Source organism: Leisingera sp. JC1 (genome assembly GCF_001679925.1).
Lineage (GTDB): Bacteria > Pseudomonadota > Alphaproteobacteria > Rhodobacterales > Rhodobacteraceae > Leisingera.
The window spans coordinates 1-15496 of the sequence record NZ_LYUZ01000086.1 but is presented as its reverse complement, the minus strand read 5'-3'; the positions used below and the strand labels follow the sequence as shown (position 1 = coordinate 15496).

At 65.8% G+C, this 15496-nt stretch carries 8 protein-coding genes; 6 read left to right on the top strand and 2 right to left on the bottom strand.

What is annotated here, in order from left to right:
• Positions 1-33 precede the first annotated feature (33 nt).
• Positions 34-300: a hypothetical protein gene (locus tag A9D60_RS11040; RefSeq protein WP_065267645.1), complete on the bottom strand. Its 267-nt coding sequence runs from the start codon at positions 298-300 to the stop codon at positions 34-36.
• A 469-nt stretch (positions 301-769) separates the two neighbouring features.
• Between A9D60_RS11040 and A9D60_RS11035 the strand changes: the two genes are divergently transcribed.
• The 4 genes from A9D60_RS11035 (at position 770) to A9D60_RS11020 (ending at position 8270) form a co-directional block, all read left to right on the top strand.
• A complete protein-coding gene (locus A9D60_RS11035; RefSeq protein WP_065267644.1) occupies positions 770-2572 on the top strand; it encodes an autotransporter assembly complex protein TamA in 1803 nt (600 codons plus the stop codon).
• Entirely contained in the window at positions 2569-6198 is a 3630-nt protein-coding gene (locus A9D60_RS11030; RefSeq protein WP_254656677.1) for a translocation/assembly module TamB domain-containing protein, read from the top strand. The genes A9D60_RS11035 and A9D60_RS11030 overlap by 4 nt, the downstream gene beginning before the upstream one ends.
• An 87-nt stretch (positions 6199-6285) precedes the next feature.
• A complete protein-coding gene (locus tag A9D60_RS11025; RefSeq protein ID WP_065267642.1) occupies positions 6286-7323 on the top strand; it encodes a glycosyltransferase family 2 protein in 1038 nt (345 codons plus the stop codon).
• Positions 7320-8270, top strand: coding sequence for a glycosyltransferase (locus A9D60_RS11020; RefSeq protein ID WP_065267641.1), 951 nt, complete (start codon positions 7320-7322; stop codon positions 8268-8270). Before A9D60_RS11025 ends, A9D60_RS11020 begins: the two co-directional genes overlap by 4 nt.
• Positions 8271-8276: 6 nt before the next feature.
• Here A9D60_RS11020 and A9D60_RS11015 read toward each other — a convergent pair whose 3' ends face one another.
• Entirely contained in the window at positions 8277-9029 is a 753-nt protein-coding gene (locus A9D60_RS11015; RefSeq protein ID WP_065267640.1) for a WecB/TagA/CpsF family glycosyltransferase, read from the bottom strand.
• A gap of 192 nt (positions 9030-9221) precedes the next feature.
• Between A9D60_RS11015 and A9D60_RS11010 the strand changes: the two genes are divergently transcribed.
• Together A9D60_RS11010 and A9D60_RS11005 are read left to right on the top strand one after the other, a co-directional pair.
• Complete coding sequence (locus tag A9D60_RS11010) at positions 9222-10685, top strand: hypothetical protein (RefSeq protein WP_065267639.1); 1464 nt, start codon at positions 9222-9224, stop codon at positions 10683-10685.
• 261 nt (positions 10686-10946) lie between these two features.
• A partial coding sequence (locus A9D60_RS11005) for a type I polyketide synthase (RefSeq protein WP_065267638.1) occupies positions 10947-15496 on the top strand: 4550 nt, incomplete at its 3' end.

Sequence of the window (15496 nt, the reverse complement as noted above, 5' to 3'; positions counted from 1 at the left end):
CAATCCGCGGAATGTATGATCGGCGCGGCGCCGTCATTTTGCCGCAGGATCGAAACTCACCACATAATGCTTGGCCTTGCTGCCGCCAGCCCGCTTGATCAGCCCCAGTTCCAGCAGCGACTTGAGCGTGCGGTGAAAGGTGGCCTGGGCAAGCCCCTTGACCAGCCGGTGATTGCGGATCTGTTCGGATTGCACCGCTTCGCCCGGCGTTGTTGTCAGCGAATTTGCAGCCAGAAGCACGTCACGCTCCGACCGGCTCAGGCGGTCCAGGCCTAAATCACGCTCCATTTGGTGAAGCATGTCGCGAAGTTCGAAAATTGGTCTCAACCGGTCCAAAACCGCTCTCCCGGATCCTCATAAACCGCGCCCCGGCAGGGCCAGGGTGAAATGATACCACACAACCTTATCAAACTGACAATTATATAGACAGTAAAATCATGCGTGGTATCATTCCAGTCAGGCTGGCTGCTTTGTGAGTGGTGGCTGCGCCTGACGTTGCTCTTGTTCTTTGTTAAACAGTGACAGCTCCGGCGGAATACCCGCTGGAGCTGGTTTAATCTATCACATACCCTGTTCCGCTTTCCAATGCTGATTAGCTGCTGCCGCGACACCGCCGCCCATGCGCGGCAATCCGCCGTTGCCAGACACCGGCGGATTGCCGCCGCTTTGCAGGTTCCATCCCTCAATTTTCCCGTGCTAGGCTTGCTTTGGAACGCCTGGACCTCAACCGGGGTCAGGCGGTAATTTTACGCCCGCTGCCGGAGCAGACATGAATTTTCCCTTTCGCCCGCGCTGCCTGGCGCGCGCTCTCGCCTTCAGTCTCCTGACCCTGCCGGCGCTGCCGGGCAATGCGGCCGAAGCAACCTTGCAAGCCCCCGGGGCGGACGAGGCCCTTGCGGAAAAGCTGCGCGGCGCGTCGGCTTCGGTTGCGGCCAGCGGCGAGACCAGCGTGCAGGAACTGCTGGCAGCCGCGCTGTCGGATTACCGGACGCTGGTGCAGGTGCTTTATGACGCGGGGCACTTCTCGCCGGTTGTGAACATCCGCCTGGACGGGCGCGAGGCCGCGCAGATCCAGCCGCTGAACCCGCCGAAGACCGTAAACAAGGTGGAAATCACCGTAAAACCCGGCCCGCAGTTCGTCTTTGGCCGGGCCGAGCTGGCGCCGTTCCCGCAAAACAGCGATGTGGAGACCCCCGAGGGATTCGCCCCCGGCAAGCCGGCCGGAACCGGAGTGATCCGCGATGCCGCCATTGCAGGCGTCCGCGCCTGGCGCCGCAGCGGCCACGCCAAGGCTGACGTGGCGGAGCAGAACATCACCGCCAATCACCTGCAGGCGCGTCTGGATGCCCGGTTGCGGCTGGCGCCGGGTCCGAAGCTGCGCTTCGGGCAGATGCGGATCACTGGTGATACCGCCGTAACCGAAGACGCCATCCGCCGCATTGCGGGCTTCCCGGCGGGAGAAGAATTCCACCCTGACCTGATCTCAAAATCTGCCACAAGGCTGCGGCGCACCGGCACGTTTTCCAGCGTTGTCCTGCGCGAGGCGGATCAGCCCAACCCGGACGGCACCCTCGATTTCGTGGCGCAGGTTGAGGACCTGCCGCCCCGCCGCCTGACCTTTGGCGCCGAAATCAGCTCATCCGACGGGCTGGAACTGTCAGGCAGCTGGATGCACCGCAACCTGTTCGGCAATGCCGAGAAGCTGCGGATCGAAGCCCGCATCAGCGGCATCGGCAGCAGCAACGACATCGACGGGCGCGTTGCGGTTCGGCTGGACCGGCCCGCGAAACTGGGCCCCGATGACCTGATCTTTTACCTGGCTGAGGCGGAGCGGCTGGACGAGGAGCATTACACCGCAACCCGCGTTTACGGTGCCATCGGGGCGCGGCGGACTTTCTCAGACACATTCTATGCCGAGGCCGCGCTGGGGGTGTCCTCCATCCTGGCGGAAGACGTGTTCGGCAAGCGCCGGTTCAAATATGCGGCTGGCCGCATCCGCGCCGAATATGATGCCCGCGACAGCCGGGTGAACCCGGCCAGCGGTTACTTCCTGCAGGGGGCTGCCACACCCTTCATCGGGTTTGGCGGCAGCAAATCAGGCCTGCAGCTGAAGGGCGACGGGCGTGCCTATTACGGGCTGGGCGCGGATGACCGGATCGTGCTGGCGGGCCGCGTGCAGCTGGGCTCCGTGGTGGGGCCATCGCTCAGCGAGATTTCCCCTACCCTTCTGTTCTTCTCCGGCGGTGCGGGCACCGTGCGCGGGCATGAGTACCAGTCGCTGGGCGTGCCGGCCAATGGCGGCACCGCGGGCGGACGCAGCTTTGCCGCCCTGTCCGCCGAAGTCCGGGGCAAAGTCACCGACAAGATTTCCCTGGTTGGCTTTTATGACCTCGGCTTTGTCGACGCGGACAGTTTCGTCTCCGGCTCCTCCGCGCGCCATGCGGGCGCGGGCATCGGTGTGCGCTATGATGTGGCGGGCATCGGCCCGATCCGGCTTGACCTTGCCTATCCGGTGGACGGCGGGTCCGAGGACGGGCTGCAATTCTATATCGGTATAGGACAGGCGTTTTGAGACAGGTTCTTGGCTATACGCTCGCACTGGGCCTGACCGTGGCGCCGGTTGCCGCGCAGGAGACCACCAAGGAGGACGCCGGCGGGCTACTGGTTGATTTCCTGGAGGACACCCTGTCAGGCGACAGCCGCTATATCAGCGTGAGCGGCCTGGAGGGCGCGTTTTCCTCGCAGGCCAAGATCAGGAAAATCACCGTGGCCGACGAGGACGGCATCTGGCTGACCGTCGAGGGTGCGGTGCTGGACTGGAACCGGCTGGACCTGTTGCGCGGGCGGTTCTCGGTTAATGAGCTGTCGGCGGAGCGTATCGCGATCGAACGCGCGCCTGAGCCGCTGCCGCCGGACCCGGAGCTGCCGGAAGCCGAGACCACACCCTTTGCCCTGCCGGAGCTGCCGGTGGCCATCGAACTGGGTCAGATCAAGGCAGCGCGGATCGAACTGGGCGAGGAACTGGCCGGAACAGCCGCCAGCCTGCGGGTCGAGGGCACCCTGAAACTGGTGGACGGCGCGCTGGACACCAAACTGGAGGCCGCACGGCTGGACAAGCCCGGCGACCACATCCGGCTGGAGGCTGCCTATGCCAATGAAACCCAGCAGATCACCCTGGACCTGTCGGCCGACGAGGCTGCGGGCGGGCTGATTTCACGCGGGCTGGACCTGCCGGGCAATCCCGACCTGCAGCTGACGGCCAAGGGCAGCGGCCCGGTCACGGATTTCACCGCCGATATCGCTTTCAGCACCAATGGAACTGAGCGGCTGGGCGGCCAGGTGGTGCTGGCGGCCCGGCCTCTGCCTGCGGATGCCGCGCCTGAGACACCGCGCGACATCGGGTTTTCCGCCGATCTGGGCGGCAACATTGACGTGCTGCTGCCGCCGGTGCACCGGCCGTTCTTCGGTCCCGGCCTGCGCCTGAACGTCAAGGGGCTGCGCGAGGGCAGCGGCGCGGTAACGCTCGATACGCTGGTCCTGCGCACCAATGCGCTGCGGATCACCGGCGCCGCCGCGCTGGATGCGGGCGGCAAGCTGGCCACCGCTAACCTGAAGACCGCGATCACCCCGCCCGCCGGCCAGGCTGCGGTCACGCTGCCGACCAGCGACGGCCAGACCACGCTGGCCAAGGCCGACCTGCAGCTGCAGAAGACGCTCGAAGGCCGCTGGGTGCTGGACGGGGTGCTCAATCAGCTGAGCCATCCGGGCGCCTTGGTGGACACGGCTGAGATCGCCGGCCGCGGCACCCTGGACCAGACCAGCGGCTTTGCGCTGGAGGGCCGGCTGACGGCCGGCCTCAGCGGCTTCCAGCCGCGCGACCCGGCGCTGGCCAAGGCCACCGGCAATGAGATCCGGTTTGAAGGCACGCTCAGCACCGACGGCCCCGGTGCGCTGCATGTCACGGACATGGAGCTGCGCGGCAGCGACTATCAGGCCGCGGGCGACGTGGCCTTTGACGGGTTGGAAGAGGGGCTGAAGGTCACCGCGGACCTGACAGCGGGCGCTGCGGATCTGGGCCGGTTTTCCGAACTGGCAGGGCGTCCGCTGGGCGGTGCCGTGCAGGCCAAGGTCACGGGGTCCTTCACGCCGCTGACCGGCGGGTTCGACACCGGCCTTTCGCTGCAGGCGCAGGATCTGTCGGCGGGCATCGCCCAGGCAGATGAGCTGCTGGCAGGCACCACCACGCTGGATCTGAAGGCCGCGCGGGATGAAAACGGCATCACCATCGACCAATTCAATTTGGCCGGCAACGCGCTGGCGGCGACAGCCAAGGGCACGCTGAACAATCAGGCAGGCCAGCTGGACATCACGGCCAAGCTGAACCGGTTGGAAATGCTGCTGCCGCAGGCGCCTGGCACGCTGGAGCTGGCCACCACCCTCAGCCGCACCGGCGATACCTTCAGCGGCGTGGCGGAACTGAAGGGGCCGCATACCTCCAGCGCCAAGCTGGACGGGTCGGTGACGCTTGAGGGGGACGCTGATTTCACCTTTGCCGCGGCCTGGAACGAGCTGGAACGCTTTGTGCCGCAGCTCGCGGGCAAACTGAGTGCCGAGGGCATGGCAGAACGGCGCAATGGCGAATGGCAGGCAACTGTTCAAGCAACCGGGCCTGCCGGGATTGCGGTGGAGACCGAGGCCCGCTTCACCGAAAGCAACGGCAGCACCGATCTGAAGTTCGACGCGGTGATGGCAGAGCTGCAGCGGCTGGTGCCGGACCTGCCCGGCCGGCTGGCTGCCGCAGGCACCGCCACACGGCGCGATGGGACCTGGACTGTGGACAGTACCGCCAGCGGCCCGGCGGGGATCGACAGCCGCATCGAGGGCAGCTGGAACGAGGCGAAGGGCACCGCCGATGTGACAGCCAAGGGCACCCTGCGGCTGGAAGGCCTCAATCCCTTTATTTCCCCCAACCTGATGCAAGGGCCTGCGAACTTCGACATGTCGATGCGCGGCGTTCCGGCACTGGACGGGGTCAGTGGCACCATCCTAATTCCCGGCGCCTCGCTGGCGATCCCGGCCGCGGCGCAGCGGGTGGATGACATCAACGCGACAGTCTCCATTGCCCGCTCCAATGCACAGGTGCAGGTCTCCGCCCGCCCGCGCGACGGCGGCACGGTGCGGATCAGCGGTCCGGTGGGGCTGCTGCCGCCGTTCAACGGCAACCTGCAGATCGCCATCGGCGACGTGGTGGTGACAGATCATCTGTCCTATGAGACCCTCCTGAACGGCAGTCTGGCAATGTCCGGCGCCATGGCGGGCAACAACCGGATTGCCGGCCAGATCAATGTGGGCGAGACCAATATCAACCTGAACACCGCAGGCGGGTCGGTGTCCTCTGCACCGATCCCGCCGGTCCGCCATGTGGGCGCACCGCGGGACGTGCGCCGGACGCTGGCCCGCGCCGGGCTGACCGGCAGAAGCAGCAGCAGCGCAGGCGGCTCGGGCAGAACGGATCTCGACATCACGATCAGCGCACCGTCGCGGATCTTTGCCCGCGGCCGCGGCTTGCGCTCGGAACTGGGCGGCCAGATCCACCTGCGCGGCACCACCGCGCGGCCCTCGCCCTCCGGCCAGATCAGCCTGATCCGCGGCACCTTTGATATCCTTGGCCGGCGGCTGGAACTGGATGAGGGCCGGATCACCCTATTGGGCGATCTGAAACCCTATCTGGAATTCAAATCCACCGCTGCCACGGAACAGGGCACCGCGACGCTGGAAATCTCCGGCCGGGTCGATGCGCCAGAAATCAAGGTAACCTCCGACCCGCCGCGGCCAAGCGAAGAGGCCCTGGCATTGCTGCTGTTCGGCGAAAATATCGGGGATATTTCACCGCTGGCGCTGGCACGGCTGGCTGGGTCTGCACTGACGCTCAGCGGCCGCGGCGGCGGCGCCCAGAGCAAGGTGCGCGAAGCCACGGGCGCGTCGGATGTTGATATCGGCACCGACAACCTGGGCACCGGGCAGCTGGGGCTGGGCGGCTACGTGGCGGAGAACGTTTATACCGACTTCAACATCAACACCCAGGGCGACAGCGAGCTGAGCATCAACCTGGACGTCACCAAAAGCCTGACCGTTCAGGGCACTGTGGACAGCGAGGGGGAAACCGGCGTCGGCCTGTTCTTCAAGCGGGACTATTGACCGTGCGGCCTGAGCGGGGCTTGCAGAGGACGGAATAAGCCGGCAAGCTGCCAGCGGAATTCCGGGCAACCGCAGATCGGGGACGCTGTGGGCAGAACATTCACCCAGAAGCTGGCATGCCGCGCCAGCCGTATCGCGCACCGCGCCAGGTTCCGCGCCTCGCTGCGCCATCTGCACGGGCCGGCCCGCGGCTTTGCGGCGCCCGGTCAGGTGGTGCTGATCGCCCTGGTGCGGGACGGGTCCTATTACCTGGATGTGTTTTTCGACCACTACCGCCGGCTGGGTGTCTCTGCCTTTGTGTTCTTTGACAATGGCTCCGCCGACGGCACCATCGACCGCATCCGGCAGGAGCCGGACACTGCGGTGCTGCAGTCCACCCTGCCCTGGCTGCAGTACGAAAACACCTTCCGCGCCTATGCGGCGGACCGGTATGGCCGGGACCGCTGGTGCCTGTTTGCCGACATGGATGAGCTGTTCGACTTTGAGGCCAGCGCCACCACCGGGCTGACCGGGCTGACCCGCTATTTGGCGCAGCATGGGTACACGGCGCTGCAAGCCGAAATGCTGGAGATGTTCCCCCAAGGCCCGCTGTCCGCGGCGCGCGCGCTGTCATATTCCGAAGCGGTGCAGAGCTTCCGGTTTTCCGACATCAGCACCGTGTTGGCGGTGGGCTATGCGTCCGGCGGCACCGGCTTTGCCTATTATCTGCGCCAGAACGCCCTGCCGCCGGGCGGCGCGAAGATGCTGTTCGGCGGGGTGCGGGGCAAGGTCTTTGGCGAAACCTGCTGTCTCAGCAAGCACCCGCTGGTGTTCAACGGGCCGGGCGTGCAGGCGGCGGTGCATCCGCACGCCTCAGCAGGGGTGCGGGTTGCGGACATGGAAGGGCTGATCCGCCATTACAAATTCGCCGGTGACAGCCTGGCGCGGGATTTGCAGATCCAGGCTGAGGCAGTGTCGGAACACGGCGAGGACCGCCAGCGCAGCAGGGCGATGCAGGCGCAACCGGAGCTGAGCCTGTGGTCGCCGGACGCTGTAGAGGACGCGGGAATTGCAGATCTGCAGCGCCAGGGCTTCCTGCGCGGCTCGTCAGCGTACCGCGCCTTTCTTGCCGGAGAGGCCGCATGAGCGCCGCCGCCATTGCCGCGGTTGTCATCGGCCGCAACGAGGGCGAACGGCTGATCCGCTGCCTGCGCTCGCTGCAAGGCCAGGTGCAGCAGCTGGTCTATGTCGACAGCGGCTCCACGGATGGCTCGGCTGACGCAGCCCGGACACTGGGGGCCGAAGTAGTGGCGCTGGACCTCAGCCAGCGGTTCACTGCCGCCCGCGCCCGAAACGCCGGGCTGGCGGCACTGGAGGCCGGGATAGAATTTGTGCAGTTCGTGGATGGCGATTGCGAGGTAGACCCGGAATGGATCGCCACCGCTGCAGATTTCATGCAGGCACACCCCAAGGCGGCAGTGGCCTGCGGATGGCGGCGGGAACGGTTCCCAGAGATGTCCGTCTACAACCGGCTGTGCGATGCGGAATGGGACACGCCCGTCGGCGAAGCCAAGGCCTGCGGCGGCGACGCGCTGATGCGGGTGGCGGCGGTCTATACCGCGGGCGGCTACCGCGAGGGGCTGATCGCCGGCGAGGAGCCGGAGCTGTGCCTGCGCCTGCGCCGGGCCGGCTGGCAGGTGTGGCGGCTGGAGGCTGAGATGACCCTGCATGACGCACAGATGCTGCGCTTCACCCAATGGTGGAACCGAAGCCGCCGCGCAGGCCACGCCTTTGCCGAAGGCGCCGCATTGCACGGCACCGGGCCGGAGCGGCACTGGGTCTCCGAAACCCGCCGCGCGCTGCTGTGGGGGGCTGTCCTGCCTGCCGGCATCATGATGGCCGGGCTGTTTAACCCGGCTCTGCTGCTGGCTGCACTGATCTATCCCGCGCAGGTGCTGCGCCTGTCCCGCCCAATGGGGTTCGAACAGGCGCTATTCACTGTGCTGGGAAAATTCGCCGAGGCCGCTGGCGCGCTGGAGTTTTACTGGCGCCGCTGGCGCGGCTCGGCCCGCGGCATACTGGAGTACAAGTAACCGCTCCTATTGCTCCCGGATGCGCCAGGCCGTGCGGATCTGCCCCGGCAGAATGGCCAGGCACTTTGCATAGCGCGGCACCATCCGCGACGGGCTGGACAGCGCCCGCCACAGCCATTCCATCGCAATGGCGCGGACCCAGGCAGGCGCGCGTTTCTGATGACCGCCCAGGAAATCCAGCCCTGCCCCGACCGAGGCAAAGCCGGCAGAGGGCGCCAGCTTGCGGCCGCGCTGCGCGAACCGCTCCTGCTTGGGGGCGCCCAGCGCCAGAAAGCACAGGCAGGGACCGGTTTCATCCAGCCGGTGCAGGATCTGATCCGCCTCATCGCCGTCAGGATCAAAACAGCCGGACGGGGCATGGGTCCAGGCAACCTCCAGCCCCGGCACCGCTTCCGTCAGCGCCTCTTCGGCATCCTGCAGCGCCTCGTCCGTGCTGCCCGCCAGCACCACCGGCACCTTGGCCTCAGCCGCCAGGCGGCACAGCGGCAGCACCATGTCGGAGCCCGGCATCAGCTCCACCGGGCGGCGGGCAAGACGCGACAGCCAGACAATCGGGCGGCCGTCGGCCACCACCAGGTCCTGTGCCTGATAGGCGGACAGGAATTCCGCGGACGCTGCCATCTTGACCAGGTGATCCAGGTTCACTGTCGCCAGCGCAAAGCCCTGCCCTGCCTTGAAGCGGGCGCGGATTTCGGCTTCCAGCCCGGTGCGCGTGGCCGTATTCACCGCAACCCTGCGGCCTTGGCATTCAAAAAACATGGGCGTCCCCGGGTCTGCTTTGCCCCGTGATAGCGCCGCCGCCGCCGCCCGGCCAGTCGTGCTGGCACCGTACCGCTGCCAGCGTGGCAAAGCTGCACCCCGTTAACCCGTTGTTGCAAATCCGCGCGACAGCGCGACCCGCAACAGGTAAACTTTGATGCAAATACCGGGGAATTGAGGGGGCACGGGGCTTTGCCCAACGCTTTGGCCTATCTGATGCTGCTGGCCTGGCCGCTGGCCAGCCTGATCCTGTTCCGGCGCCTGCCGCTGGAGCGGGCTATCCTTTGGTGCTTTATTGCGGGCTACCTGCTGCTGCCGCCGCTGGCCGAATTCGACCTGCCGCTGGTGCCGGACATGGACAAATTCGCCATCCCTTCGGTGATGGCCTTTGTGCTGTGCGTTTTCCTGCTGCGCAAACCGGTGCCGCTGCTGCCGCGGCACCCGGCGGTGCGGATGCTGGTGCTGCTGTTCGTGTTCGGGGTTATTCCCACCGTGCTGACCAATGGCGAGCCGATCCTGTTCCGCCAGATCGCAAACTCAGACCCGATCCTCTTTCTGACCGGTCAGCTGCCGGGGCTGCGCTGGCGCGACCTTGGTTCGGTGATCATCAACCAGATGATTGTGCTGATCCCTTTTCTGCTGGCGCGCCGGTATCTGTCCACCCCGGAGGCCCAGCGCGAGCTGCTGCTGGCGCTGATGATCGGCGCATTGGCCTATTCCGTTCCATCGCTGATCGAGATCCGCTTCAGCCCGCAGATCAATGTCTGGATCTACGGCTTCTTCCAGCATGATTTCAGCCAGATGATGCGCCAGGGCGGCTTCCGGCCCATCGTGTTCCTGCCCCATGCGCTGTGGCTGGCGTTCTTCATGATGTCGGCGCTGCTGGCAGCCACAGCCCTGGCCCGCACTGCCGCAGGCGGGGACCGCATCCGCCTGGCGCTGGCCGCCGGTTACCTGTTTGCGGTGCTGGTTTTGTGCAAAAGCCTCGCCTCGCTCGCCTACGCGCTGGCCTTTGTGCCGGTTGTTGCCTTGGCACCGCTGCGCTGGCAGCTGCGTGCGGCCCTGCTGCTCGCTTTGATTGCCGTGGTCTATCCCATGCTGCGCAACACCGGGCTGGTCCCAACCGAGGAACTGGTGGCCCAGGCCGGCACCATCAGCGCCGAGCGGGCGCATTCGCTGAACTACCGGTTCGAGAACGAGGCGCAGCTCCTGGCGCGCGCCGCCGAGAAACCCTGGTTCGGCTGGGGCGGCTGGGGCCGCAACCTGGTCCGGCACGAGGAAACCGGCCAGATCCTGTCGATCCCGGACGGCCGCTGGATCATCGTGTTCGGCACTTTCGGCTGGCTGGGCTATATCGCCGAGATGGGGCTGCTGGCCGCACCTTTGGTGCTGCTGGCCGTGGCGGCAGGCCGCGCGCCGCGGGGCAGCGTGTCGCCCTATGCCGCACCGATTGCCCTGATCCTGGCGGCCACCATGGTGGATATGCTGCTGAATGCCACGCTGATCCCGATCACCTGGATGTGCGCCGGATCGGTGCTGGGCTACGCCGAGGGATTGCTCTACCCGGGCTTGTTCCAGAAGAAGCCCGCACTATTTGGCGGGGCGCAGGCGCTGATGCCTGGCTCCCCCGGGCCTGAACGGCGCAGCATCCTGTGATGCCGCAATGTTTCCGCTTTTCCGGCCGAATTTGACACAATGCGTCCACAGGACAGCCGCATGGATTGACGAAAGTAAATTTGAGTTCACCCGGCCCCGCGGAACAGATGGGGATCCAAGCCGCCAGGCCGGGCCAGCAGCCGGGGAGAACCCCGGCACCCGAAAATAAACCCGTCCGGCGGGCCCTGCCATTTCCGCAAAGCGGATTGGCTGCGGCGTGCCGGGCTGTTTGCGAAGGGCTAATGGGGTCAGGTACTGACGATGCAGGATGAGACATCCGCAGCGGGGGACGCTGCAATACAGACAAGGCCGGGTGACATTGCCATTGTCGGGCTGTCGGTAACGGTGCCGGGCGCGGGCTCGGCAGAAACGTTCTGGCAGAACCTGCGCGCAGGCATTGAATCGATTGAGGTTCTGGACCGCGAAACGCTGCTGGAGAACGGCGAGCGTGCTTCCGTTCTTGCCGACCCGAACTATGTGCCTGCCGCGGCCCGGCTGCAGGGATTTGACGAGTTCGATGCGGAATTCTTTGGCTTCAGCCCCAAGGAAGCCGCGATCCTCGACCCCCAGCACCGCAAGTTCCTTGAGGTAGCCTGGGGTGCGATGGAGAACGCAAGCCACCCGCCGGAAAGCATCAATGGCCCCATCGGTGTGTACGCAGGCTGCGGCATGGGCAGCTACTTCTACTTCAACATCTGTTCGAACCCGGCGCTGGTCGATGACGTGGGCATGTTCCTTTTGCGCCATACCGGCAACGACAAGGACTTCCTGTCCACCCGCGTCAGCCATGTGTTCGACTTGAAAGGACCGTCGGTCAACGTGCAAACCGCCTGCTCCACCTCGCTGGTGGCGGTGCACTACGCCTGCAAGGCCCTGCGCGAGGGCGAGTGCGATATGGCGCTGGCGGGCGGTGTCACCATCGAACTGCCGCAGGGCCGCGGCTATCTTTACAAGGAAAACGAGATCCTGTCGCCCGATGGACATTGCCATGCCTTCGACCACAGGGCGCAAGGCACGGTCTTCGGTTCGGGTGCCGGGGCTGTGGCGCTGCGACGGCTGGAGAACGCAATTGCCGACGGCGACCACATCTGGGCTGTCATCAAGGGTTCTGCCATCAACAACGACGGCGCCGACAAGGCGGGCTATCTCGCGCCTTCTGTCGGAGGCCAGGCGGCAGCGGTGCAACAGGCGCTGGAGGCCGCGGGCACCCCGGCGGACACCATTGACTATGTCGAATGCCACGGCACCGGCACCTATCTGGGCGACCCGATTGAGATCTCAGCCCTGACTGATGCCTACCGGGCCACCACGCAGGACAGGGGACACTGCCGGATCGGCTCGGTCAAGACCAACATCGGCCATCTGGACACTGCGGCGGGCGTTGCCAGCCTGACCAAAACCGCGCTGGCGCTGCACCACAAGGAAATCCCGCCCTCGCTGGGATACGAGGCACCGAACCCGGCGATTGATTTTGAGAACTCGCCGTTCCGCGTGAACGCGGAACTCACCCCATGGAAACCGCAGAAAGGACCGCGGCGGGCTGGTATCAACTCGCTCGGCGTCGGAGGCACAAATGCGCATGTGATCCTGGAGGAGGCACCGGAGCGCGCGCCCTCGGAAGAAAGCGATTTCCCGTTCCAGATCCTCTGCGTGTCCGGCCAGTCCAAGGCGGCGCTGGACGCCAATACCCAAGCCCTTGCAGAGTACCTGAAGGCCAATCCCGGGGCGGACCTAGCCGACGTGGCCTATACCCTCAAGGAAGGCCGCCGCGGCTTTGCCAAGCGCCGGGTGCTAGTGGCAGAGACCGCCGCCGAAGCCATTGACCTGATTGAGGAAAACGACACCCGAAAGGTCTTCACCCACGACCGCCTCTGTGACGCGCCTGAGGTGGTGTTCATGTTCCCCGGCGGCGGCGCGCAATACGCGGGCATGGCGCGCGACCTCTATGAGACCGAACCGGTCTTTGCCGAATGGATGGACCGCGGGCTGGAGCATCTGCAAAAAAACCTCGACTACGATATCCGCGCCATCTGGCTGCCGGAGGATGGTGCGGAGGACACGGCAAACACCAAGCTCCAGCAGCCTTCGGTGCAGCTGCCGCTGATCATGATTGTCGAATACGCGCTGGCGCAGCTGTGGATCAGCTGGGGCGTGAAACCCGCAGCGCTGGTCGGTCATTCGATGGGTGAAAACACCGCTGCCTGCCTTGCCGGCGTCATGGCTTTCGAAGACTGCATCGACCTGGTGCTGCTGCGCGGGCGGTTGTTTGACACCGTGCCTGCGGGCGGCATGCTGTCGATTGCTCTGCCGCTGGCCAAGGTCGAAGCCCTTAACGGCGAGGACCTGGATATTGCCAGCGTCAATGCGCCGTCGCTCACTGCGGTCTCCGGCCCGCAGGAAGCGCTGGACAGGCTGTCGGCTGACCTGTCCGCCCGCGAGGTGGAGCATCAGCGCATCCCCATCGACATCGCCGCCCACTCGCGGATGCTGGACGGCATCCTGCAGGACTATGGCGACTTTATCCGTAAGCTGAACCTCTCGGCACCAACCCTGCCGGTGATTTCGAACCGCACCGGGGCACCACTGACCACGGAACAGGCGACCAGCGCGGACTACTGGGTCGGCCAGCTGCGCAATACCGTGCGTTATGCCGACTGCATTGAAACCCTTGCCAAAACCCCGGACCGGGTGTTCCTGGAGGTCGGCCCCGGCAAGGCCCTCAGCGCCTTGGCGCAGATGTCGCCTGCGGTGAAACAGGGCCAGGTGCTCAGCTCTCTGCGCCACCCGGATCAGGAGGTGATGGACGACAGCTATTTCTTCGGTGTCATCGGCCGGCTCTGGGCCTGCGGGGTGGAGGCCGACTGGGGACAGATCTGGGGTGAGGCGCGCCGCAACCGCCTGCCGCTGCCGGGCTATGCCTTCCAGCGCAGCCGCTATTTCATCGAGCCGGGCAAGCCAGCCGCTGAGAACGAGAGTGTGCCCCCGTCCCGCCACAGCGACATTCGCGACTGGGGCTACCGCCCGGCATGGCGCCCGCGGCTGGCAGATTGTGCGCTGGATGTGGCGCAAGAGCTGGGGCAGGAGCCGCACAACTGGCTGATTTTCGAGGATGAGGCAAGCCACGCGGCCCTCACCGCCGAAAGGCTGGAGGCTGCGGGTCATAGCGTTGTGCGCGTCCGCGCAGGCGACACCTATGCGCAGCTTTCACCCGCCTCCTATATTCTGCCGCCCGAGCAGGGCCGCGCCGCCTATGGCGCGCTGCTGGCGGATCTGGCAGAGGCCGGGCTGCTGCCGGACCGTATCGCCCATTTCTGGCTGGTGACGGAAGCGGAAAGCTTCCGCCCCGGCTCCTCCTTCTTTGACCGCAATCTGGAGATGGGCTTCCATTCCCTGACCGCCTTAGCGCAAGAGCTGGGCAATGCCGATCTGCCGGGCCCGGCGCATCTGACAGTCTTTACCACCGGTGCTGCACAGGTCCGGGATGAGGCGCTGCCCTATCCGGAAAAGGCGATGATCGCAGGCCCTCTGGGGGTGATCCCGCGTGAGCTGCCGGGGCTGACCTGCGCCGCGGTGGACATTGAGCTGCCGCAGGCACCGCAAGGCCTGTTTGCCCGCCGCAATCCGGCGCAGGCTGACATCACCGCCCGTCTGCTGGAGGAGCTGATGGCGGAGCCGGCCAACATGTCGGCCGCTTGGCGCGGGGAGAAACGGTTCGAACTCAGCTGGCGCCCGCAGCCGCTGCCTGAGCCGGAAACCCCGCCCTTCAAACAGGGCGGCCACTACCTGATCACCGGTGGATATGGCGGTATTGGCCTTACCATCGCCAGCCACTTGATGCGGGAATACGGAGCGAAAATCTCACTGATCTCCCGCGACGGCTTGCCGCCGCGCGAGGCCTGGGACCGCTACCTCAGCAGCCACAGCCCCGCCAACCGCACCGCCCGGCGCATCCGCGCAGTGATGGCGCTGGAGGCGGAGGGCATCGGTCAGGTGCTGCCGCTGGCCGCGGATGTCTGCAACAGCGGCGACTTGCGCACCGCGCGCGCGCATGCCGAGGGTGCCTTTGGCCCGGTCACCGGCGTGATCCACGGGGCGGGTGTCATCCATGACGGCCCCCTGCTGGCCAAGGACGAGGACCAGATCGCCCAGGTGCTGGCCCCCAAGGTCAGCGGGTTGCGGGCGCTGGATACGGTATTCCCGGAAGGCAGCCTGGAACTGATGGTGCTGTTCTCCTCATCCTCCACCGTAACCCGGCCTGCGGGCCAAGTAGATTACATCGCCGCCAATGAATACCTCAACGCTTGGGCCAAGCACCGCGCGGGCGGCCAGACGCGGGTGATCGCGGTGGACTGGGGCGTCTGGGCCGACACCGGCATGGCCGCCGACGCCATGGCGGGCCGCAACGCAAACGCATCCGCCAGCACACCGGAACCCTGCCCGCAGCCGCTGTTGCAGCAGCAGGCGTTTGACGCCGCAGGCAACCGCATCTTCACTCCGCGCTTCGGCACTGTGGACTGGCTGCTGGATGAGCACCGAACCAAGGATGGCACGGCGCTGGTTCCCGGCACTGGCTACATCGAAATGGCCGCCGAGGCACTGGCGGCCATCGGCGTGGAAGATCCGTTCGAGATCCGCGACCTCTATTTCCTGCGTCCGCTGATCGCCGCGGAAGACAGTTCTCGCGAAGCACTGGTAAAGTTAGAAGCTAATGAAAATGGTTATGAACTGTTTGTTTACTCGAAGTTTACAAATGGTTACCGTCTGAATTGTCAGGCTATGCTGGCCTTAGCGGCGGCGGCAGAACGCCCCGC